Annotated in this window: 19 protein-coding genes; 18 read left to right on the top strand and 1 reads right to left on the bottom strand. The window is 64.2% G+C overall.

What is annotated here, in order from left to right:
* Positions 1–22: 22 nt before the first annotated feature.
* Positions 23–1,468: a glycerol kinase GlpK gene (gene glpK, locus AC3IR3_RS17775; RefSeq protein ID WP_489196960.1), complete on the top strand. Its 1,446-nt coding sequence runs from the start codon at positions 23–25 to the stop codon at positions 1,466–1,468.
* Between the two features lie 126 nt (positions 1,469–1,594).
* Here glpK and AC3IR3_RS17770 read toward each other — a convergent pair whose 3' ends face one another.
* Entirely contained in the window at positions 1,595–2,530 is a 936-nt protein-coding gene (locus AC3IR3_RS17770) for a carbohydrate kinase family protein (RefSeq protein WP_489194099.1), read from the bottom strand.
* Between the two features lie 267 nt (positions 2,531–2,797).
* On the opposite strand from AC3IR3_RS17770, the gene AC3IR3_RS17765 reads away from it, so the two are divergent.
* The 17 genes from AC3IR3_RS17765 to AC3IR3_RS17685 all read left to right on the top strand — a co-directional run bounded on the left by AC3IR3_RS17765 (position 2,798) and on the right by AC3IR3_RS17685 (position 23,708).
* Positions 2,798–3,844, top strand: coding sequence for a rod shape-determining protein (locus AC3IR3_RS17765; protein ID WP_132146939.1), 1,047 nt, complete (start codon positions 2,798–2,800; stop codon positions 3,842–3,844).
* A gap of 218 nt (positions 3,845–4,062) precedes the next feature.
* Positions 4,063–5,073, top strand: coding sequence for a rod shape-determining protein MreC (mreC, locus tag AC3IR3_RS17760; protein WP_489194097.1), 1,011 nt, complete (start codon positions 4,063–4,065; stop codon positions 5,071–5,073).
* A 59-nt stretch (positions 5,074–5,132) separates the two neighbouring features.
* Positions 5,133–5,561, top strand: coding sequence for a rod shape-determining protein MreD (mreD, locus tag AC3IR3_RS17755; RefSeq protein ID WP_489196959.1), 429 nt, complete (start codon positions 5,133–5,135; stop codon positions 5,559–5,561).
* On the top strand, positions 5,558–7,567 hold the full coding sequence (gene mrdA, locus AC3IR3_RS17750) for a penicillin-binding protein 2 (RefSeq protein WP_489194096.1): 2,010 nt from the start codon (positions 5,558–5,560) through the stop codon (positions 7,565–7,567). The genes mreD and mrdA overlap by 4 nt, the downstream gene beginning before the upstream one ends.
* A complete protein-coding gene (gene rodA / locus AC3IR3_RS17745; RefSeq protein ID WP_489194095.1) occupies positions 7,564–8,679 on the top strand; it encodes a rod shape-determining protein RodA in 1,116 nt (371 codons plus the stop codon). Before mrdA ends, rodA begins: the two co-directional genes overlap by 4 nt.
* Positions 8,680–8,741: 62 nt before the next feature.
* A complete protein-coding gene (gene mltB, locus AC3IR3_RS17740) occupies positions 8,742–9,776 on the top strand; it encodes a lytic murein transglycosylase B (protein ID WP_489194093.1) in 1,035 nt (344 codons plus the stop codon).
* Positions 9,773–10,909, top strand: coding sequence for a septal ring lytic transglycosylase RlpA family protein (locus AC3IR3_RS17735; protein ID WP_489194092.1), 1,137 nt, complete (start codon positions 9,773–9,775; stop codon positions 10,907–10,909). The genes mltB and AC3IR3_RS17735 overlap by 4 nt, the downstream gene beginning before the upstream one ends.
* 64 nt (positions 10,910–10,973) lie before the next feature.
* A complete protein-coding gene (locus AC3IR3_RS17730; protein WP_489194090.1) occupies positions 10,974–12,197 on the top strand; it encodes a D-alanyl-D-alanine carboxypeptidase family protein in 1,224 nt (407 codons plus the stop codon).
* A 12-nt stretch (positions 12,198–12,209) separates the two neighbouring features.
* Complete coding sequence (locus AC3IR3_RS17725) at positions 12,210–12,500, top strand: DUF493 family protein (RefSeq protein ID WP_489194088.1); 291 nt, start codon at positions 12,210–12,212, stop codon at positions 12,498–12,500.
* A 241-nt stretch (positions 12,501–12,741) separates the two neighbouring features.
* Positions 12,742–13,410: a lipoyl(octanoyl) transferase LipB gene (gene lipB, locus AC3IR3_RS17720; protein ID WP_132146966.1), complete on the top strand. Its 669-nt coding sequence runs from the start codon at positions 12,742–12,744 to the stop codon at positions 13,408–13,410.
* 14 nt (positions 13,411–13,424) lie between these two features.
* Positions 13,425–14,423, top strand: a complete 999-nt coding sequence (gene lipA, locus AC3IR3_RS17715; protein ID WP_489194086.1) for a lipoyl synthase — start codon at positions 13,425–13,427, stop codon at positions 14,421–14,423.
* A 22-nt stretch (positions 14,424–14,445) separates the two neighbouring features.
* Positions 14,446–16,713, top strand: coding sequence for a carboxy terminal-processing peptidase (locus AC3IR3_RS17710; RefSeq protein ID WP_489194085.1), 2,268 nt, complete (start codon positions 14,446–14,448; stop codon positions 16,711–16,713).
* 366 nt (positions 16,714–17,079) lie between these two features.
* Entirely contained in the window at positions 17,080–17,958 is an 879-nt protein-coding gene (locus tag AC3IR3_RS17705) for a mechanosensitive ion channel family protein (RefSeq protein ID WP_489194083.1), read from the top strand.
* Positions 17,959–18,090: 132 nt separating this feature from the next.
* Complete coding sequence (gene aceF, locus AC3IR3_RS17700) at positions 18,091–19,764, top strand: dihydrolipoyllysine-residue acetyltransferase (RefSeq protein WP_489194081.1); 1,674 nt, start codon at positions 18,091–18,093, stop codon at positions 19,762–19,764.
* Between the two features lie 13 nt (positions 19,765–19,777).
* Positions 19,778–21,568 (top strand): dihydrolipoyl dehydrogenase, encoded by a 1,791-nt coding sequence (gene lpdA / locus AC3IR3_RS17695; RefSeq protein WP_489194079.1) that lies wholly within the window; start codon positions 19,778–19,780, stop codon positions 21,566–21,568.
* A 192-nt stretch (positions 21,569–21,760) separates the two neighbouring features.
* Positions 21,761–22,216: an REP-associated tyrosine transposase gene (locus AC3IR3_RS17690; protein ID WP_489194077.1), complete on the top strand. Its 456-nt coding sequence runs from the start codon at positions 21,761–21,763 to the stop codon at positions 22,214–22,216.
* A 163-nt stretch (positions 22,217–22,379) separates the two neighbouring features.
* Positions 22,380–23,708, top strand: coding sequence for an APC family permease (locus AC3IR3_RS17685; RefSeq protein WP_489194075.1), 1,329 nt, complete (start codon positions 22,380–22,382; stop codon positions 23,706–23,708).
* The last annotated feature ends 5 nt before the right edge of the window (positions 23,709–23,713 follow it).

The following is a 23,713-nucleotide window of genomic DNA, read 5'->3' as shown; positions in this document are numbered from 1 at the left end:
GGGCACTACCAGTTCCCGTGCGATGCTTTTCGATCACGACGGGCGCGTCGCAGGTATGGCGCAACGCGAATTCACGCAGATATTTCCGCAGCCGGGCTGGGTCGAACACAATCCGCGCGAGATCATGACGAGCGTGTTGGTGACGCTTACGGAAGTGATCAACGAGGCAGGTGTCGATGCCGCATCCATCGTTGGCATTGGCATCACCAATCAACGCGAAACCGCTGTCGTATGGGACAAAGCGACGGGGCAGCCCATCTATAACGCGATCGTTTGGCAGTCCAGACAGACGCGTGATATCTGCGACAAGCTTCAGGCCGATGGCTACGAAGACATGGTTCGCGCGAAAACCGGATTGCTCATCGATGCCTATTTTTCAGGCACGAAAGTGAAATGGATACTCGATCACGTCGAGGGTGCCCGCGAGAGAGCCGAGAAGGGCGAACTGCTTTTCGGCACGATCGATACGTGGCTTATCTGGAACCTCACGGGTGGCAAGGCGCACGTGACGGACTATACCAACGCGTCCCGCACCCTGATGTTCAACATCCACACGAAGGAGTGGGACGACGAGCTACTGAAGATGCTCGATGTTCCGCGGGCGATGCTTCCGGAGGTGCGCTCGTCAAGCGAGGTATACGGAACGACGTTGCCGCAGCATTTCCTCGGTCGCGAAGTACCCATCGCCGGCGTCGCGGGCGATCAGCAGGCGGCGCTCTTCGGTCAGGCATGCTTCGAGCCGGGTCTTGCGAAGAACACGTATGGCACCGGTTGCTTCATGCTCATGAACACCGGCGAGAAAGCCGTCACGTCGAAGAACGGACTGTTGACGACCATCGCGTGGGGCATCGACGGAAAGGTCGAGTACGCGCTGGAAGGAAGCATCTTCGTCGCCGGTTCGGTGATCCAGTGGTTGCGCGATGGACTGCGCATGCTCGGCAAGGCCAGCGACTCCCAATCGTATGCCGAACGCGCGCGCGACAGCGACGGCGTGTACTTCGTGCCGGCATTCGTAGGACTGGGGGCGCCTTACTGGCGCAGCGACGTGCGCGGCGCGGTGTTCGGTCTGTCGCGCGGTACGACGAAGGAGCAGTTCATCCGGGCAGCGCTCGAGTCGATGGCTTACCAGACGCGCGACGTGCTCGCCGCCATGGAAACGGACTCGGGCATTCCGGTCAAGGAGCTGCGCGCGGACGGCGGCGCTATCGCCAACGACTTCATGGCGCAGTTCCAGGCGGACATCCTCAACATTCCCGTGCTGCGTCCCGAAGTGCAGGAAACGACAGCGCAGGGTGCTGCCTATCTTGCGGGTCTGGCGACGGGGTTCTGGTCCAGTCAGGAAGAAATCGCCAAGAAGTGGGCGGTGGACCGGCGCTTCAAGCCGACCATGCCGGAGCAACAGCGTGAGGAGTTGTATGCGGGTTGGAAGCAGGCGGTGGAAGCGACGATGGGCTTCCGGGTGAAGTAAGCCGCTTTACCGCTCCGTAGGCTTCGCGCCTGCGCGCGAAGCCTACGGAGCGAAGATGCAAAACCCATAAAAAAGGCGATGCCCGAAAGCATCGCCTTTTTCATCGCATCGCATCGAACCGACGCGTTACGCGAACGAATACCCGAACTGCTCGGTGAACTCGCTGGCGAACTGCTCGTACGTAAAGCTCTGGTTCTGTGTGCCCGGATGCTCGACTTTCAACGCACCCATCAACGACGCCATGCGGCCGACCGTCTTCCAGTCGTAGCCCTTCATAATGCCGAAGATCAGACCCGCGCGATAAGCATCGCCGCAGCCGGTGGGATCGACGACCTGGCGCTCGCGTGCCGGCGGGATTTCGATGACGTCGCCGGCGGTGTGGATCAGCGAACCGCGCGGCCCCTGCGTGACGATATACGCCGTGACGTGCGAAGCGATTTCCGTCGCGCTCCAGCCCGTGCGCTGCTGCAGCAGCTGCGACTCGTAATCGTTGACGATGACATACGTCGACTTCTCGATCATCGAGCGGAACTCGTCGCCGTTGAACAGCGGCATCGCCTGGCCCGGATCGAAGATGAAGGGCACGCCGCGCGCCGCAAATTCGTCCACGTGCTGGAGCATCGCATCGCGACTGTCCGGCGCAACGATGCCGAACTCGCAGTCGGCAATATCGCGCACGTGGTTTTCATGAGCACTGGACATCGCGCCCGGATGGAACGCGGTGATCTGGTTGTTATCCAGGTCGGTGGTGATGAAGCACTGCGGCGTGAACTGGTCGTCGTACTGACGGACGTTGTCCAGGCTGATGCCGCAGTTGACCAGATGCGTGCGGTACGGCGCGAAGTCCTGGCCAACGGTTGCCACCGGCATCGGATTGCCGCCGAGCAGTTTCAGATTGTAGGCAATGTTGCCCGCGCAGCCGCCGAACTCGCGACGCATGCGCGGCACGAGGAACGAAACATTCAGGATATGAACCTTGTCCGGAAGGATGTGATTCTTGAACTGATCCGGGAACACCATGATGGTGTCGTAAGCCAAGGAACCGCAGATAACGGCTGTCATGCGTAGGCGACCCAATATCGGTTGAGGCGGCGCAGACCCCTGCTGCCGCGGGTGGCGGGCTCGAAGGCCCGGCAAAGGTTCCAATCCTACCCGGAATGGCTCCATGTGGCGATATCGAAGTACGTACAGAATTACGCGAGCGACAGAGAACATGCTCGCATCATTCAGACTTACAAGGCTTTCTTAACTTCTTCGCCCTTGCGTGGGGAGGGGCGCCAAACTAGACTGCCACGCTTACTTTTTCCCGCTATTGGCGCCTGCCGCATCATGTTTAAGAAGTTTCGCGGACTCTTTTCCAACGACATTTCCATCGATCTCGGCACGGCCAATACGCTGATTTATGTGCGGGGCCAGGGGATCGTCCTTAACGAGCCATCCGTCGTCGCGATCCGCCAGGATCGTGGACCGGGCGGCCCGCGCACGGTTGCCGCCGTCGGCACCGATGCCAAACGCATGCTGGGTCGAACGCCGGGCAACATCGCCACCGTGCGTCCGATGAAGGACGGCGTCATCGCCGACTTCACTATGACCGAGGCGATGCTGCAGCACTTCATCAAGCAGGTTCACCGCTCGCGCATGCTGCGTCCCAGCCCGCGCGTGCTGGTCTGCGTGCCCTGCGGTTCCACCCAGGTGGAGCGCCGCGCCATCAAGGAATCGGCCGAAGGCGCCGGCGCCCGCGACGTGTTCCTGATCGAGGAACCGATGGCGGCCGCCATCGGCGCCGGCATTCCGGTGCACGAGGCGCGTGGCTCGATGGTGCTCGATATCGGTGGCGGTACGTCCGAAGTGGCGGTCATCTCGCTGAACGGCATCGTGTACTCGCAGTCGGTGCGCGTCGGTGGCGATCGCTTCGACGAGGCCATCATCAACTACGTGCGCCGCAACCACGGCACGCTGATCGGTGAATCCACGGCCGAGCGCATCAAGCTGGAAATCGGCTGCGCCTTCCCGCAGAGCGAAGTCCGCGAGATCGAAATCTCCGGCCGTAACCTCGCCGAAGGCGTGCCGCGCCAGTTCACCATCAATTCCAACGAAGTGCTGGAAGCGCTGCACGAGCCCCTGTCGGGCATCGTGGCGGCCGTCAAGGCCGCGCTGGAGCAGACGCCGCCGGAGCTGTGCTCCGACGTCGCCGAGCGCGGCATCGTCCTGACGGGCGGCGGCGCGCTGCTGCGTGACCTGGATCGTCTCATCTCCGAAGAAACCGGCCTGCACGTCATGGTGGCCGACGACCCGCTCACCTGCGTGGCGCGTGGCGGCGGCAAGGCGCTGGAGATGATCGACCAGCACGGCAGCGATTTCTTCGCGTTCGAGTGATCGGTGCTGACGACGGGGCTCATCGCGCGTCCCGTCGTCCTCGCCAAAGCCGGGTGTGCATCCGCATCCGCAATCCTTCGTAATACCGCGTTCGCCGTCCGGCGCCCGCCGGCCTGGGTACAGAGCCTACATGCATCCCACGCTTCCCGCCTCGTCGTCCACCGATCCGACGCGCCGCTTCGCGGCGGGCGTCGTGTCGTCCGGAGCGTGCTGACGTCATGGCACTGAACAGGGACGATTCCTCGCCGCTGTTTGCCGGGTCCGTCGCCGGTACGCTGAAGCTCATCGTGTACCTGGCGCTGGCCTGCATCCTGATGGTGCTCGACCATCGCGGCGGCTGGCTGGCCAACGTGCGCTACGGACTGTCGCTGGTCGTCGAGCCGGTTTATCGCATCGCGGGTCTGCCGTCGCAGGGCTTCCACGCTGCCACGGTGGCTTTCGCCGATCGCCAGCGCCTGACCGAGTCGAACCAGCGTCTGCGCGAGGATCTGCTGCTGGCCAATGCCAAGCTCAACCGCATGGCATCCGTCGCCGAGCAGAACACGCGCCTGAAGGAACTGCTGGACACCCAGCACAGCCTCAATCTCAACGTGCAGCTGGCACGCCTGATCGGCGTCGACCTCGGTACCTTCCGGCATCGCATTGTGTTGAACGTCGGTGCCCGCGACCAGGTGAAGCCCGGTCAGGTCGTCATCGACGCGCGCGGCGTGATGGGGCAGGTGGTCGATGTCATGCCCACCACATCCGTGGCCATGCTCATCACCGATCCGAACCACGCCATTCCCGTCACCATCGAGCGCACGGGGCTGCGGACTATCGCCTATGGCTCCCGCGCGGGCGACATGCTCGTGTTGCCCAATATTCCCGTGTCGTCCGATGTTCGGGAGGGCGACAAACTCGTCACCTCCGGCCTCGGCGGTCGCTTCCCGCCCGGATTTCCCGTCGGCGAAATCCGCGATGTGGCGCAGACGCCATCGGGCACGTTTCTCTCGGCGCAGGCTCGTCCCGCCGCCGATCTGGATCGCAGCGAGGACGTCCTGCTGCTGCACGATCTCGCCGAGCCCGCCGGTCCGCCGCCGCCCGCGCCTGTCGCAGGGCCGCCCGCGGACATGGCCATGCCAGTCGCGCCGCCGGCGGCGACCCTGCCCAGCGTGACATCGCCCACCACGACGCCCGTGCCGACGCGCGCGTCTACCGCCACGACAACCCAGCCGGCGGTGAATCCGTGAATCGTCAGCGCGTTCGTCTCCTGTGGTTCGTCGCGACCTTGCTCGCGTCGCTGTTCCTCATGCTCATTCCGCTGCCGTCGCCGCTGCCGCCGCTGAAACCGTACTGGCCCGCGCTGGTGCTGCTGTACTGGTGTCTGCAATCGGGCGACCGCGTGACGCTCGGGCTCGCTTTCTGCATCGGCGTGGGCGCCGATCTGTTCGACGGCGTGCTGCTCGGCGAACAGGCATTGCGCCTGACGGCGATGGTCTTCATCGCGCTGCGCTTCCGCTCGCGGCTGCGTTTCTTCCCGATGTGGCAGCAGTCGCTTGCCGTGCTCGCCTTCCTGCTCAATGATCGCGTGCTGCTGTTGCTGGTTCGAGTGTTGGGCGGCGACGCGCTGCCGCCCGCCGAATACTGGATATCGCCCTTCGTCGGCGCGGCGATCTGGCCGTTCCTGTTCCTTATCCTCGACGACCTCCGTGCGCGACTGCGCATCCACGAGGCATGAGCACGCGGCGCGCATCCATCAAGGAAATGCGCGGCGAAGTGGCGCTTTTCAGGCGCCGCGCGCTGGCCGGGTTCGGGCTGATCCTGCTCGGGCTTTCCGCACTGATCTGCCGTTACGTCTACCTGCAGGTGACGCACCACGACGAGTTCGCGGCGCGCTCGGAACAGAACCGCATCAAGCCGCGCGCCATTCCGCCCGCGCGCGGCCTGATCTACGACCGCAACGGTGTGCTGCTGGCCGATAACGTCCCGGCCTTCCGGCTGGAAGTCACGCCCGAGCAGATCAAGGACATGGACGGCATGCTCGCGCGGCTGGGCAACGTCGTGCCGATCAGCGACGACGACATCGAGACGTTCAAGAAGCAGGCGAAGGCTGGCCGGCGTTTCGACGGCATCCCTCTGAAGCTGAAGCTCACCGAGGACGAGATCGGCCGCTTCGCCGTGAATCGCTGGCGATTCCCCGGCGTGGACGTCGTGCCTTATCTCACGCGGCGCTATCCCCAGGGTGCGCGTATGGCGCATGTCGTGGGTTACGTCAGCCGCATCGACGCCGACGATCTCAACCGTCTGGACGAAGCGCGCTACAAAGGCACGACGCATGTCGGCCGCATCGGCATCGAGCGCTACTACGAAGACCTGCTGCACGGCACGCCGGGCTACGAGCTGGTCGAAGTGAATGCCGATGGCCGCACCCAGGCTGTGCTCGATACGACGCCGCCCACCCCTGGCAAGAACATCTACCTCAGCATCGACGTTCGGCTGCAGAAAGTCGCCGAGGAAGCGTTCGCGGGCCGATCGGGTGCCGCGATCGCCATCGATCCGCGCAACGGTCAGGTGCTGACCTTCGTCAGCGTGCCGGATTACGACCCCAATCTCTTCGTCAACGGCATCAGCCATGCCGACTACACCGCGCTGATGACTGCGCCGGAGAAGCCGCTGTACAACCGTGCATTGCGCGGCGTGTATCCGCCCGGCTCGACGGTGAAGCCGTTCATTGCCCTGGGCGGTCTGGAGCTTGGATTGCGCCGCCCTTCGGACACGGTGCTGTCGACGGGCGAGTTCTGTATTCCGGGACAGTCCCGTTGCTATCGCGACGATGTGCGCGGCGGCAACGGTGTCGTCAATATGGTCCGCGCCATCGAGAAGTCGACGAATACCTACTTCTACAGACTCGCGCTCGACATGGGCATCGATCGCTTCAGTGGCTGGATGAGCAAGTTCGGCTTTGGCAGCAAGACCGGTATCGATCTGGTAGGCGAGGTGGAAGGCATCCTGCCGTCGCGGGAGTGGAAGGCCACGCGCAGCAAAGCGGGTTGGTACCCGGGCGAAACCGTCATCGCCGGCATCGGCCAGGGTTACTGGTCCGTCACGCCGTTGCAACTGGCCCATGCCACGGCGACATTCGCGGGCAAGGGCATCCCGTATACCCCGCACCTGCTGCTAGATACCCAGGATGGCGTCGATAGTCCGCGCGTAGCGCAGAGCTTCCCGCCCGGCGAGTCGATCATCAAGAAACAGGCCGACTGGGACGCGGTCGACCAGGGCATGATCGCCGTGATCAACGGCACGGGTACCGGTAAGGGCCTGGGCAAGGGCTTTCCGTACGTGATCGCCGGCAAGAGCGGCACGGCGGAACGTTTCTCGCGTACCACCAACGCTTACAACGAAAACAAGAATCTCGCTTACCTGGCGACCCGTCACCGCGCGCTCTTTATCGCGTACACGCCAGCGGAAGATCCGCGCATCGCCGTGGCCGTCGTGCTCGAAGCGGGCGCGTGGGGTGCGAAAGATTCCGGCCCCATCGCGCGCAAAATTCTCGACGAATGGGTCGTGGAGCATGGCGGCCCGCGGCCGACCGATCCGGGCCCGATCGATGCCGTCACCACCGAACCGGTGCCCGACGCCGAGCGCGAACCCGCGCCCAGCAGTTCGTCCCCGTCCGATGCGCCGGGCGGTGCGCCCGCCGATGTGCCCGCCGACGCCGAATCCACCGGAGACACGCCATGATCGCCAGCATTCCGGCACGCATGCGCCGTTTCGGGCTTCGGTTGCTCAAGCGTCCGCGGCTTGACCTGCCGCTGTTGCTTGCCTTGTTTATGCTGGGCTGTGCGGGTCTGGCCACGCTGTACAGCGCGGGCAACGGCAACCTGTCGCTGGTGGGCGGTCAGGCCGCGCGTTTCGCCCTCGGCGGCGTCCTGCTCGCCATCATTTCCCGTATTCCTCCGCCGGTGCTGCGGTCGTGGACGCCGTGGCTCTATGTGGGCAGCACGGCCCTGCTCGTGGTGGTTGCCGTGCTGGGCGAAGGCCGCGGCGCGTACCGTTGGCTGGATCTGGGCTTCATGCGCTTCCAGCCGTCGGAGCTGCTCAAGCTGACGATGCCGATGATGGTCGCCTGGTACCTGCATCCCCGGCAGTTGCCGCCGCGCTGGAAGGACATCATCGTGGTCGGGCTGCTTATCGCTGTTCCCGCGGGCCTGATCGCCGAACAGCCCGACCTGGGTACGGCCCTGCTCGTTGCGGCGGCGGGCGCCTTCGCGCTGTTCCTGTCCGGCATGGCCTGGTGGCGCATCGGTGCGCTGCTCGCGGCCGTGGGCGCGGCCATTCCGGTGGCCTGGACCTTCCTGCACGAATACCAGCGCAATCGCGTGCGCACGCTGCTCGATCCCGAGTCCGATCCGCTGGGCAACGGCTGGCACATCATCCAGTCGAAGATCGCGGTCGGTTCCGGCGGCGTCTTCGGCAAGGGCTGGGGGCAGGGTACGCAGTCGCGTCTGGAATTCCTGCCCGAGCACACCACCGACTTCATTTTCGCGGTGTTTTCCGAAGAGTTCGGGTTGGTGGGCGTCTGCGCCATCGTCGTGCTCTACGCGTTCATCATCGGCCGCTGCCTGTGGATCGCCATGAACGCGCGCGACACGTATTCGCGGTTGCTCGCTGGCGCCATCGGCATGAGCTTTTTCGTATATGTCGTGGTCAACGGCGGCATGGTCGCGGGCATGTTGCCCGTCGTCGGCGTGCCAATGCCGCTGGTCAGTTACGGCGGTACGTCGGCCGTATCGCTGCTCGTCGGATTCGGCGTGCTGATGTCCATCCATGCGAACCGCAAGCTGCACGAGTGATGCCTGAACAAAGCCACATTCATGGCCCGGAAAGCGCGAGAACGCGTGCTACGCTTCGGCGCATGGATGATGTCTCGATAGCGCGCAGCGCACGCCCCGCCACGAACCGGATCCGCCGCCTCGCCGGCGCGATGTTCGTCTTTTCGTTGATTGCCGCCACCGCGCATGCCGAAACGCATCCGGGCGAAGCGCAACTGGTCAAGGAAGTGGCGAAGGAAACCGGCAAGAGTCCGGCAAAACTCACCGCGCTCCTGGATGGCGCGAAGAAGCAGCAGAGCATTCTGGATGCGATCAGCCGGCCCGCCGAAGGCAAGCCGTGGAAGGACTATCGCCCGATCTTCCTGACCGAGCAGCGCATCGCCGCCGGTGCGGATTTCTACCAGGAACACCGCGCGCTGCTCGACGGCATCGGTAAAAAGTACGGCGTGCCGCCCGAATACATCGTGGCCATCGTCGGCGTGGAAACCTTCTACGGCCGCAACACCGGCAAGTACAAGGTGCTGGACGCCCTGTCGACGCTGGCGTTCTATTACCCCAAGCGCGCGCCGTTCTTCCGCGAACAGCTGAAGGCCTTGCTGATCCTGCCGGACAACCATCTCGCCGGTCCGCTCGACACCCTCACCGGTTCGTATGCGGGCGCGCAGGGCTGGGGTCAGTTCATGCCGTCGAGCATCCGCGACTACGGTGTCGACGGCGACCACGACGGCCGCATCGACATGAAAGGCTCCATGCCCGACATTTTCGAAAGCGTCGCCAACTATTTCGCGAAGCACGGCTGGGAAGCGGGCGGCCCCGTCGCCGCGCGCGCCCAGCCGGATCGCAGCGCCATCGCACCCGATGTCCCCAAGGACTATCGTCCGACCGCACCGGTCGAGCGTTACATGGCCGAAGGCTACGCGCCGGTGCAGCACCTGGCACCGGGTCGCGATGCCGCGCTGGTCCGGCTCGACGGCGTGTCCGGCGACGAATACTGGTTCACCTTCCAGAACTTCTACGTCATCACCACCTATAACCGCAGTCCGCTCTACGCCATGGCCGTCGACCAGCTCGCACAGGCCATCCGCGAGCGCACCCATGGAGCGGATTCCGGACGATGACGCGATGCGGCGCGGGGAGGGAGCCAAACCAGTCACGGCGGATCGGCCGCGTCGCCGGTCTGTTACTGCTTTGCGCGCTGGTGGCACTACTCGCGGGCTGCGGTGGATCGCGTAACGCGCGGCCCTCGAAAGGCTCGCATGCCAGCGGTTCCTCGTCGCGTAGCGGATCGGGACGTAGCGACGACATCCGCAAATCGCAAAGCTCGCGCTACAGCGTCGACAACGACAGCGTGCCGACCGATGTCCCCGACGTCAGCAAGTTGCCCGAGCCGGTTCCCAAGGTCGAACCGCGCGCGCTGTACGGCAATAAGTCGCCCTATAGCGTGCTGGGCAAAAGCTATAACGTGCTGCCGTCGCCGCGCGGTTATGTCGAACGCGGCATCGCATCGTTTTACGGCAACAAATTCCATGGCTATAAAACCTCCAGTCTGGAGGAGTACGACATGTATCAGTTCTCGGCCGCGCATAAGACCCTGCCGCTGCCGAGCTACGCGCGCGTGACCAATCTCGAGAACGGGCGCAGCGTCATCGTTCGTATCAACGATCGCGGGCCCTTCCACGAGAATCGCATCATCGATCTGTCGTTCGCCGCCGCCGTGAAACTGGGCGTCTGGCCGAAGGGTACGGGTCTGGTCGAAGTGCGGGCCATCGATCCCCAGCATCCCGGCGACGACGCGCCTCCGGCCTTCGTCGCCGCGCCGCCTCCTCGCCCCGTGCCCGTCGCGCCGCCGCCGGTCGTTCCCCGTCCCGTGGTCAGTGCGCCGCCACCGTCCGCCGTTCAGACCATGCCGGCCACACTTTCGGGCACGGCCATCGTCGCTGGCCCGTCCACGGTGGGGCAGCCCGCGCGGGTTCCGGCTGGCCCGATGCCACCGGATGCGCCGGTCGTAGAGCCAAAACCCTCTATTTATCTGCAAGTTGGCGCATTTTCGGATATGTCCAACGCCGCCCGCGTTGCCGACCAGTTGAACCGGGCCGGCCTCGGGCCGGTCAGTGTGGTGGAGGCCAGCATCAACGGGCGCAGCGTGCGCCGGGTGCGGGTCGGACCTCTGGCCGACGTGGACACCGCCGATCGCGTGACCGACCAGATCGCCAATATGGGCCTGCCCAGGCCGCAGGTCGCGGTAGACTGACCCGCTTTGAGCGGCCTCGAAGAGCCGCACGATTTCTTCAGACTTCACTTGGATTGCCGAAACAATGACCCTGCTGCCCCGCTCACTTTTCGCCTTTGCCGCGGTCGCCCTGATCGCTGGCGTCACCGTCGCACAGACGCCGCCCCGTCCGACTGTCCCGCGCCCCGTGGTGCCGGAAGCGCCGGTGCCGCCGCCGCCGGATGTGGAAGGCAAGAGCTGGGTGCTGATGGACTACACCACTGGCCAGATCCTCGCTTCGAAAGAACCGGATATGCAGGTCGAGCCCGCCTCGATCACCAAGGTCATGACCGACTACGTCGTGTCGGCCGAAGTGGCCAACGGCAAGGTCCACATGGCCGACCCGGTCAACATCAGCGAAAACGCATGGCGTGGCGGCGGTGCGGGCACCGACGGTTCCACCAGCTTCCTGAAGCTCAACAGTCAGGTGCCACTGAAAGATCTGCTGTACGGCATGATCATCCAGTCGGGTAACGACGCCGCCATTGCGCTCGCCGAGCACACCGCCGGCTCCGAGCCCGCGTTCGCCAACCTGATGAACGCGTATGCGAAACAGCTGGGCATGGAACACAGCCAGTTCCAGAACGCATCGGGCTATCCGGTCGCCAATCACTTCACCACCGCGCGCGACATCGCGATCCTGTCCCGTGCGCTGATCCACGACTTCCCCGAGGACTACGCGATTTCCGCGGTCAAGGAATTCGAATGGAACGGCATCAAGCAGCACAACCGTAACCTGCTGCTGTGGCGCGACCAGACCGTCGACGGTATCAAGACCGGCCACACCGCCGCCGCCGGCTACTGCCTCGCCGCCTCGGCCAAGCAGGGCGACGCCCGCATGATCGCCATCGTCATGGGTGCCGGTAGCGAGAAGGGTCGCGCCGACGCTGCGCTGGCGCTGCTCAACTACGGTTTCCGTTTCTACGAAACCCACAAGCTGTACGAAGCCAACAAGCCGCTCGCCACGCCCAAGCTCTGGAAGGGCGCCGAAAACACCATCGCCCTGGGCGTGGCCGAAGACGCCATGGTGTCGGTCAAGCGCGGCGACTACGACAAGCTGAAGGCTAACCTCGATATCCCCGCCACGCTGATCGCCCCGTTCAAGAAGGGCCAGCAGGTCGGCACGCTGCGCGTGACCCTGGACGGCCAGCCCGTCATCACCGCGCCGCTGGTCGCCTTGGCCGATGCGCCCGAAGGTGGCTTCTTCTCGCGCCTGTGGGACACGATCATGCTGTGGTTCCACAGCGACGGCGACAAAGACAAAAAGTAAGAGGGCTCTCAGATGCAGCACATCGACCTGCACGCCATAAAGCGTCCGGACCAGGGCTTCCAGTTCCCCGGCGAATTCGAAATCACGGCCATCGGCGCTGCCGACAAGGGCCTGGATGTGCGCGTTCCGGAGATACTCGCCGGCATGGGGTTAAAGGTGCTGCACGAGACGCTGAGTACGAAGAAGACCCCGGCGGGCAACTACCAGTCGGTCACGGTCACCTTCGTGGCGCCCACGCGCGAGAAATACGACGAGGCGCACGCAGCTCTCAAGGCGGACGAAAACATCCGCTTTACGCTGTAATCCAGCCAATATGCCTGCGAAACCCCTGTGGGAGCGCGCCTGCGCGCGAAAGCCAACGGAGCGATGAAGTGGATAGCTTGCGTCGCGAGCCCGAACTCCGGGCTCGCGACGTCACTCTCGGCTTCACCGCTCCGCTGGCTTTCGCGCGCAAGCGCGCTCCCACAGAGAGCATCTGTCCTCTTGTATCGCACCCCCCAAGCCCGCAAATTCACACGTTGAGCACCCACCCAGGTCATTCCCCATGTCCTTACCCCTCAATGTGCGCCGGCTGGGCCGCGTTCCCTACGAGCCCATCTGGAAGGCGATGAGCGCCTTCACGGATAACCGCACGGACGACACCGTCGACGAGCTGTGGCTGCTGGAACACGATCCGGTCTTCACGCTGGGGCAGGCGGGAAAGATGGAGCACGTACTGACGCCGGGAGACATCCCGGTCGTGCCGGTCGATCGCGGTGGCCAGGTGACCTACCACGGTCCCGGTCAGATCGTGGCCTATCCCCTGATCGACCTGCGCCGCGTGGGCGTGGGCGTGCGCGAACTGGTTAATCGCATCGAACAGGCCATCATCGACACCCTCGGCGAATGGAATATCGGTGCCGAACGCATCGAAGGCGCCCCCGGCGTCTACGTGGCCGGCGCCAAGGTCGCAGCGCTCGGGCTGCGCGTCCGGCGCGGGTGCAGTTTCCACGGGCTGGCCTTCAACGTGAACATGGACCTCGAGCCCTATCACCGCATCAACCCCTGCGGCTACAAGGGTTTGGAAGTCACGCAGGTGCTAGACTTGGGCGGTCCGTCGCGACTGGCGGACGTGGAAGACGTGCTGGTGGAGCAGTTCTCCCGCCAGTTTGGCTTCGACGCCGTGCCGGCCGCCCCCACTCTTCCCGAACTCCCGGCCCGCATCGCGGTCTGAGGCTGGTAGACGTCATGAGCCAAACCATCCCATCCCCCTCCCGATCCATCCCTATCGCCGTGGTCGACAAGCCGGGCGAGAAAATGCTGGGCAACGACAAAATTGGCCTGAATCGCGCCAATTTCGACACCAACGTGCCGACGTTGCGCAAGCCAAGCTGGATCCGTGTTCGCCTGCCGCAGGGCAATGCCGTGCAGCAGCTGAAGTCGCGCCTGCGCGAGAACTCGCTGGTCACGGTGTGCGAGGAAGCCTCGTGCCCGAACATCCACGAGTGCTTCAGCAAAGGCACCGCCACGTTCATGATCCTGGGCGAGGTCTGCACGCGCCGCTGCTCGTTCTGCGACGTGGCCCACGGCCGTCCGCAGCCGCCCGATCCGCTGGAGCCGGCGCGCCTGGCCGAAACCATCAGCGACATGCGCCTGAAATACGTGGTCATCACTTCGGTGGACCGCGACGACCTGCGCGACGGCGGTGCGGAACATTTCGCGTCGTGCATCCGCGCGGTGCGCCATGCCAGCCCGAATATCCGTATCGAAATCCTTACGCCGGACTTCCGCGGAAAGGGCCGTATGGAGCGCGCGCTCGAAGTTATGAAAGACTTCCCGCCGGACGTCTTCAACCACAATCTGGAAACCGTGCCGCATCTGTATCGCGAAGTGCGTCCGGGCGCCGACTACCAGTGGTCGCTCGACCTCCTGAAGCGCTTCAAGGCGCAGCATCCCGACGTTCCGACCAAGTCCGGCATCATGCTCGGTCTCGGCGAAACCCTGGAACAGGTGCTGGAGACCATGCGGGATTTACGTGCCCATGACGTCGACATGATCACGATCGGTCAATACCTGCAGCCGACGGCGCATCACCATCCGGTGGTCCGTTACTGGACGCCGGACGAATTCGAGGCGCTGCGCGTCGCCGGTGAGCAGATGGGCTTCGGCCATGTCGCTTCCGGTCCGCTGGTGCGTTCTTCCTACCATGCCGACCTGATGGCTCACGCCGCCGGTGTCGTCGAATAAAGCGCAACGAGGCAATACACGTATGTCCTTTCGTCCCGCGTTAGTCCTGTTTCTGGCTCTTTCCGCCGCGGGCGCATACGCCCAGAACGCACCCGACGCGTCCCAGGCGGCCACGTCGCCGGAACCCGGGCGCAAGGTATCGACGCTGCCGTTGAAGCCGACCGTAGCGGAGGCGCAGGCCGCGCAGCTGTCGGCGCGCTTCCTGACGCGCTTCCATTACCAGGCACAGCCGCTCGACGACGCCATGTCGGCCAAAATCTATAAGGCCTACTTCGACGCGCTGGACAGCGAAAAGGTCTTCTTCACCCAGGCCGATATGGCGAAGTTCGAACCGCTGAAAACGCAGTTCGACGATGCCATCTGGAACCAGGACCTGACCGGGCCGTTTTCGGTGTTCAACCTGTACGTCGAACGCGCCGTCGACCGCATGAACTATGCCCGTGGCCTGCTGGCGAAGGGCTTCGACTTCAACGGTAACGACAGCTACAACTTCGACCGCAAGAAGGCCGCATGGCCGAAAGACCAGGCCGAGCTCGACGACGTGTGGCGCAAGCGCACGATGAACGACTGGTTGCGTCTGAAGCTCGCCGGCAAGAACGACGACGACATCCGCAAGACCCTCGACAAGCGCTACGCGAACTACATCACCCGCGTGCGTCAGCTCGACAACGAAGACGCCACGCAGGCGTTCATGACCGCGTACGCCGAATCCACCGATCCGCACACCGATTACCTCGGTCCCCGTGCGGCGGACAGCTTCGACATCGCGATGAAGCTCTCGCTGGAAGGCATCGGCGCGGTGCTTCAGGCGCGCGACGATTACACCCAGGTGCGCGAACTCGTGCCGGGCGGTCCCGCCAGCAAGTCGGGCAAGATCAAGCCGGGCGACCGCATCGTGGCGATCGGGCAGGGCGAAACCGGCCCGATGGTCGATGTCGTCGGCTGGCGCCAGGACGACGTGGTCAAGCTGATCCGCGGCAAGAAAGACACCACAGTCCGCCTCGAAATCCTTCCGGCGGATGCAGGCCTCGACGGCAAGCACGAGTTCATCGCGCTCGTCCGCAAGAAGGTCACGATGGAAGAGCAGGCGGCCAAGAAGAAGGTCATCGACGTCAAGGACGGCGATGTCGACCGCAAGATCGGCATCATCGAACTGCCCACCTTCTATCAGGACTTCGGCGCACGCCGCGCCGGCGACGCCAACTTCAAGAGCGCCACCCGCGACGTCGCGAAGCTGCTCACCGAACTGAAAGCCGACAAGGTCGAAGGCGTCGTCATCGATCTTCGCAACAACGGCGGCGGTTCGCTGAGCGAAGCGACCGAACTCACCGGTCTGTTCATCGACACTGGTCCGGTCGTGCAGGTGCGCGACGCGCGCGGTCAGGTCGAAGCGCAGGGCGACGATGCGCCGGGCATGGCATGGGATGGCCCGTTAGCTGTCCTGGTCAATCGCGGTTCGGCGTCGGCGTCCGAGATCTTCGCGGCGGCGATCCAGGATTACGGTCGCGGCCTCATCATCGGCGAACCCACGTTCGGCAAGGGCACCGTGCAGAATCTCGTCGACCTCGACAAATTCGGCCGCGGCAGCAGCTCCGAGAAGCCGCAGTACGGCGAACTGAAGATGACCATCGCCGAGTTCATCCGCATCAACGGCGACAGCACGCAGCTGCGCGGCGTTACGCCCGACATCAAGTTCCCCGAGAACGGCGACGCGAAGGACTTCGGCGAGTCGACCTACGACAACGCGCTGCCGTGGCGGCAGATTCCGCCGGCCGACTACAAGCCGGTCGCCGATCTGAAGCCGCTGTTCGTGCCGTTGACGCAGAAGCACGAGGCACGTGTGGCCACGTCGCCGGCGTGGAAGCTGATGCTCGACGAACTGGCGCAGTACAAGAAGCTGCGCGACAAGACCGACGTGTCGCTGAACTTCGCGGCGCGTCAGGCCGAACGCAAGCAATACGACGCGATGCAGACCGACTTCCGCAATCGTCGCAAGTCCATCTTCGGCGGCGACGGTTCGGATAACACCACCGACGACAACAGCGGCGACGATGGCCTGAATCCGAACGAGCGCAGCCTGAAGTCCGAACTGAAGTCCGAAAGCGCGGCGAAGAAAGCCAAGGACACGCCGCTCGACGAAGCCGCGCATATCGTCGGCGACGAAGTCGGCATGCTGAAGGCGGATAGCAAACTCGCCGCCACGGTACTTCCGTACGGCGGAAAGAAGATCGACATGGCTCCCGCGCAGACGGCGCAGGTTCCCCCGCCGCAACCGTCGAGCCCGCACTAAGAAGAAGGCGCCGAAAGGCGCCTTTTTTTACGTTCGGAAAACGTCGATCTCCTTAATGTCGGCGTTGGCTTTCCGCGGCCTTCGGCGGCTTTCCATGGCTTTCTGTGGGAGCACGCGTTCTGTGAGGCCACGCCTTCTGTGGGAGCGCGCCTGCGCGCGAAAGCCTACGGGGCGATGAAGCCCGATGCTCGCATCGCGAGCCCGCCGATCTGGCTGCGGATGCAACGTACGGCATCTACGCTCCGTAGGCTTTCGCGCGCAGGCGCGCTCCCACAGAAGGCGCCTCCCAACAAGCGCCTCCCAGCCAACCCATCATTCACCATCCCCCTGTTACCCTCCCCGCCGAATTCCACGACAGGGCAGCCCATGAACGATTTCTTCGCCTCCATCGGCTTCGAACATTTCTCACAGAACCTTTCCCGCTACGGCATCAAGATCGGCATTGCGCTGCTCGTTGTCGTCGTCGGCTTCTGGTTCGCCGCACGTTTAGCCAATTTCAGTCGCCGCGCGCTCGAACGGGCCAGTGTCGACGTCACGCTCGCGCTTTTCCTGCGCAATATCATCTACGGCATCCTGATCGCCTTGCTGATCGTCCAGGCCATGGGTGTCGCGGGCATTCCCACCGCGCCCTTCGTCGCCGCGCTGGGCGCCGCCGGCCTGGCCATCGGCCTGGCACTCAACAGTTCCCTGTCCAATCTGGCCTGGGGCGTCCTGCTGATCCTGTTCCGTCCGTTCCGGGTAGGCGATGTCGTTCTCATCGGCGGCGTCGAAGGCACGGTCCAGAGCGTCAACCTGATGCACACCTATCTCGTCATGCCCGATAACCGCGAGGCGGTCGTGCCGAATGCCAAGGTGGGCGGCGATGCCATCATCAACTACAACCGCCGTGGCACCCGCCGCTTCGAGATCAAGGTCGGTATCGGCTACGGCGACGACATCGGCAAAGCCATGGACACCGTCCGCCAGCTCTTCGCCGCCGATCCGCGCATCCTCAAGGACCCGGCACCCGGTGTCTGGACCGAAGCCCTGGGCGACAGCGCCGTCAACCTCGTCATCCGCGGCTGGACCGCCACCGGGGACCTGTGGGAGACCCAGACCAGCCTCCTGCGCAGCGTGAAAGAGCGCTTCGACGCCTCCGGCATCACCATTCCCTTTCCGCAGAGCGAGATCCGCGTGGTGAGCCAGCCAGGACCGGCAGAGGCGTCCGCGCACCCGCTGATGCCCTCGCCGCAGGCCCCGAAATGAGCCAAACAACCGTTTAAACCGTGGGAAATGTCTGAACAGGGATTATGATTAGAGGGTTGCGCCGTCACAGGCGCCCCTCATTCCCCCGTCGACGGGTTCGTCAGCCCGTCGGTGCATGTTTCAGGAGGTTCCATGGCCGACGTCAAAGAAGCGCTAGTTCCCGATATCGGCGGCACCGCCGTTCCCGTGATCGAAATCATGGTGAAGGTCGGCGACCGCGTCGAAAAAGACCAGAGTCTTGTCACGCTTGAGTCGGACAAGGCCACGATGGAAGTCCCCGCGCCGTTCGCGGGCACCATCAAGGAAGTGAAGGTGAAGGTCGGCGACGAGGTCAACGAAGGCTCGGTCATTGCCCTGGTGGAAGCCGACGGCGCCGCCGAGGCCAAGCCTGCCGCCGAAGCCCCGAAGGCCGAAGCCGCTGCGCCGGCCCCCGCGCCTGCCGCCGCTCCCGCGCCAGCCCCGGCCAGGGCTGCGGCGTCCGCCGGCGGCACGAAGGAAGTCCGCGTTCCCGATATCGGCGGCAGCGCCGTTCCGGTCATCGAGATCATGGTCAAGGTCGGCGACACCGTCGCCAAGGACCAGAGCCTGCTCACGCTGGAATCGGACAAGGCTACGATGGAAATTCCCGCGCCGTTCGCGGGTGTCGTCAAGGAACTGAAGGTCAAAGTCGGCGACGAAGTGTCCCAGGACGCGGTCATCGCCCTGATCGAAGCCGAAGGCGAGGCCGCTCCGGCCGCTGCGCCTGCCGCCGCCACTCCCGCTCCGGCCGTTTCCGAAGCGCCGAAGCGCGTCGAAGCCGCTGCTCCGGCCCCGGCCCGCGCCTCCACCGATGCCGGTGGTCCGCGCACGCCGCCGGTGTCCTTCGACGCCAGCGTCGTCATGCCGGAACAGGTGCCATATGCCAGCCCCGCCGTTCGTGCCTTCGCGCGCGAACTGGGTGTCGACGTGTCCCAGGTGAAGGGCACGGGTCGCGGTGGCCGCATCCAGCGCGACGATGTCGCCGGCTGGGTCAAGCATGCGCTTGCCTCGGGTGTGCGTCCGGTCGAGGGCGGCGCTATTGCCGGCGGCGGCGGGCTCAACCTGCTGCCATGGCCTAAGGTCGATTTCTCGAAGTTCGGCGAGATCGAAGAAAAGCCGCTCTCGCGCATCCAGAAGATTTCCGGCGCCAATCTCGCGCGCAACTGGGCGATGATCCCGCACGTCACGCAGCACGACGAAGCGGACATCACCGAGCTGGAAGCCTTCCGTAAGAAGCTCGGCGAAGAAAATAAAGACCTCAAGGTCACGCCGCTGGTCTTCCAGATCAAGGCCGTGGTCGCCGCACTGAAGAAATTCCCGCAGTTCAACGCATCGCTGGATGTCACCGGCGAGAAGCTTACGCTCAAGAAGTATTTCCACATCGGCATCGCCGTCGACACGCCGGACGGCCTCGTCGTCCCGGTCATCCGCGACGCCGACAAGAAGGGTCTGCTCGATCTTGCCGCCGAACTGGGCGAAATTTCGAAGAAGGCGCGCGACAAGAAGCTCACCGCCAACGACATGTCCGGCGGCTGCTTCTCGATCTCGTCGCTCGGCGGTATCGGCGGCACGGCGTTCACGCCGATCGTCAACGCGCCGGAAGTCGCGATCCTCGGTGTATCGAAGGCGCAGATGAAGCCCGTCTGGAACGGCAAGGAATTCGCACCGCGCCTGATGCTGCCGCTGTCGCTGTCCTACGACCATCGCGTCATCGACGGCGCGCTCGCCGCGCGTTTCGCCGTGTTCCTCGCCAACCAGCTCGGCGACATCCGTCGCCTGCTGCTCTGACCGGGGGATACACATGGCCAATACCATCGAACTGAAAGTCCCCGATCTCGGCGGCTCGCACGACGTGCCGGTCATCGAAATCCTGGTTAAGCCCGGCGATACCGTCATCAAGGAACAGAGCCTCATCACGCTCGAATCCGATAAGGCGACCATGGATATCCCCGCCAGCCAGGGCGGTGTCGTCACCGAGATCACGATCAAGCTCGGCGACGAAGTGAACGAAGGCACCGTCATCGCGCTCATCGAAGTGGCTGACGCTGTCGACACCGGCAAGCCGTCCGGCGACAAGGTCGTCGGTCAGTCGAAGACGCCCGAGGCACCGAAGCCGGTATCGGCTCCTGCGCCAGCGGCGGCCGCGGCACCGAAAGCCGCTGGCGCGTCGGGTCGTACCGCCGATATCGAATGCGAAATCGTCGTGCTGGGTTCCGGTCCGGGCGGCTATACGGCCGCGTTCCGCGCCGCCGATATCGGCATGGACGCTGTCCTCGTGGAACGTTACGAAACGCTCGGCGGCGTCTGCCTCAACGTGGGCTGCATTCCGTCGAAGGCGCTGCTGCACGCATCTGCCGTCATCGAGGAAGCCGAAGCGATCTCCGCGCACGGCATTACCTTCGGCAAGCCGAAGATCGATCTGGACAAGCTGCGCGAGTTCAAGACCAAGGTGGTCGGCAAGCTCACTGGCGGTCTCACCAGCATGGCCAAGCAGCGCAAGGTGCGTACGGTCACCGGCGTCGGCATGTTCGTTTCGCCGAACGAACTGGAAGTGACCACGTCCGAAGGCACGAAGCTCATCCGTTTCCAGAAGGCGATCATCGCCGCGGGTTCGCAGTCGGTGAAACTGCCGTCGTTCCCGTGGGACGACGAGCGCGTCATCGACTCGACCGGCGCGCTGGAACTGCGCGACGTGCCGAAGAAACTGCTCGTCGTCGGCGGCGGCATCATCGGTCTGGAAATGGCCACCGTGTATGCGTCGCTCGGCGCCGAAGTCACGGTTGTCGAACTCGCCGACCAGCTCATGCCGGGCGCCGATCTCGATCTTGTGAAACCGCTGCAACAGCGCATCGCGAAGCGTTACAAAGGCATCCATCTCAAGACCAAGGTCGTCGCGGCCAAGGCCGAGAAGAAGGGCATCGTCGTCACGTTCGAAGGCGAGAGCATCCCCGAGACCACCGTCTACGATCGCGTCCTCGTTTCCGTCGGCCGCTCGCCGAACGGCAACAAGGTCGGTGCGGACAAGGCCGGCGTCGAAGTCACCGATCGCGGCTTCATCCCCGTCGACAAGCAGATGCGCACCAACGTCCCGCACATCTTCGCTATCGGCGATCTCGTCGGTCAGCCGATGCTGGCGCATAAAGCGACGCACGAAGCGAAGGTTGCCGCCGAAGCGGCACACGGCGAGAAGAGCTTCTTCGACGCACGCGTGATTCCGTCGGTGGCATACACCGATCCGGAAATCGCCTGGGTCGGCGTCACCGAGCGCGAGGCAAAGGAAAAGGGCCTGAAGATCGGCGTGGGCAAGTTCCCCTGGGCCGCGTCCGGTCGCGCGATCGGTATCGATCGCACGGAAGGTTTCACCAAGCTCATCTTCGACGAAGCCACGCACCGCATCGTTGGCGCAGGCATCGTCGGCGTGCATGCAGGCGACCTCATCAGCGAACTCGCACTCGCGATCGAAATGGGCGCGGAAGCCGGCGACATCGGCCGCACCGTCCACCCGCACCCGACCCTCGGCGAATCGGTAGGCATGGCCGCCGAAGTGTACGAAGGCACGATCACCGATTTGTATATTCCGAAGAAGAAGTAAAAAACATCCGCGCGCTCCCGAGCGGAGCGCGCGGACACCACGTTGGCAGGAACCTTGTAGGAGCCCGCTTCGCGGGCGAAAGCCAGCGAAGGGAAGAAGGAGGACGCCCACTGAGAGCCTCTCTCCACACTCTCGCCAACGACCGCCGAAGGCCCATGGTCATTGGCTTGTGTGGGCTTCACGCTCTGGCGAATGAAAAATCTCCCCGGTAGCCGTTCTCTCCGTCGTGGGCGCGTTTCGCAGCCCGGACAGATCTATCTGATCACCACGTCGACGTGGGGTCGCGCAAAGATATTCTCCAACTATCGAACCGCCCGAACCATCTCCAGCGTGTGTCACGCCAGCACGACCTGGCCACATGCAGCCTGTCTTGCATGGGTTCTGATGCCAGATCACTGGCATGGCCTTATCGAACTGCACGAGGGAGAGTTGGCGAGAGCCGTAGGCAGGTTCAAAGCCCTCGCAACCCGTGCTGTCCGAGCGACGGGCAGGCGCTATCCGATCTGGCAGACAAGTTTTCATGACACCGCATTGCGTATCGAAGACGATGTCCGGGCTGCGGCACGGTATCTGGTTGCCAATCCAGTGAGAGCGGGCCTCGTCGATCATGTAGGCGACTATCCATACTGGAATGCTGTCTGGCTTTGAAGCAGTGAGTCGTCACCGTTCCATAGGCTTTCGCGGACGAAGTCCGCTCCCACGGGGCAAAAGCCAGGAGCTTCGTACGGTGTGGCACCTGGTGGGAGCGGACTTCGTCCGCGAAAGCCTACGAAGCGACGAAGCCGCATCCCATTTGTGGCATCGTAACCCCATGGCCCCCACCGCCCCGCCCCCGAGTCACTATCTCCGCCGCCTCGGCATCTGGGATGCCGCGATGATCGTTATCGGTGGCGTCATCGGCGCGGGAATCTTCCGCACGCCGGCCACCGTTGCAGAGCGCACGCAGTCCAGCACCGCGCTGCTCGCCTTATGGGTGATCGGCGGACTGCTGACGCTTACCGGCGTCCTCTGCTACGCCGAACTCGGCGCGCGACGCCCGCAGGCGGGCGGCACATACGTCTATCTGCGCGAAGCATTCGGGCAACTGCCGGCTTTTCTCTTCGGCTGGACGATGGCGCTGATCAACTACCCGGGCAGTGTCGCCGCCGTTGCGACCACGTTTGCCGACTACGCATGCGCTGCGACAGGTCTCCCGGTCGAATGGGTCAAACCCCTCGCGGTCGGGGCCATCGTCTTTATCGTCGCGGTGAACCTCTTCGGCATTCGCGCGGGTGCACTGATGCAGAACGTCTTCACGTTGCTGAAGCTCGGCGCCGTGGCACTGCTGATCGTCGTAGGACTGGTGCTGGCACGCGGTCATTACGGCATGGCCTTCGAACCGGGCCCGGCGCATGTCAGCTCGGGAACCTTTATCGGCGCATTGCTGCCGGTACTCTTCGCCTACGGCGGCTTTCACTACCTGAACGATCTTGCCGGCGAAGTCCGCGAACCGCAGCGCACGTTGCCCCGTGCGCTTGGCCTCGGCATGGGCAGCGTGGTCGTCTGCTACGTGCTGGTCAATTTTGCGTATCTGGCGGGCCTGGGCCACGCCGGCCTTGCGGCCAGCACAGCGCCCGCCGCCGAACTGATGCGCCGCATGTTCGGCGAGCACGGCGCCACGGTCATCGCGGTCGGCATCGCCTGTTCCACCTTCGGCTATTGCAGCATTGCCATTGCCGGCGGCGCGCGCGTACTCCAGGTCATGAGTGCCGACGGCATGTTCTTCCGTCCGATCGCGCGCATCGAACCGCGCACGCGTGCGCCGCAGTTCGCGCTGGCGGCGCTGGGCCTGTGGGCGATTTTTCTGATTCTTTCGGGAAGCTTCGGCGCGTTGCTCGACTTCACCACGGTGGGCGAATGGCTCTCGCATGCATTCGGTATCGCCACGATCTTCTGGTATCGCAGGAAACTCAAGAGCGAACCGTCGCCGTACCTGGTGCCGCTATACCCCGTGCTGCCGATGATTTTCGTTGTCACGGTGCTTGGCGTCATCGTCGCCACCGCCATCAACGATCCGCGTAACGCAGGCATGAGCCTGCTCGTCATCGCGTTGGGCATTCCCGTTTACTACCTGTGGCGGCGTCGACTGCGCACGGTCTGATCCCA

Source organism: Luteibacter sp. GL_149 (genome assembly GCF_057834065.1).
Note: the sequence above shows the minus strand (reverse complement) of the source record. Positions and strands in the feature narration are given on the sequence as shown.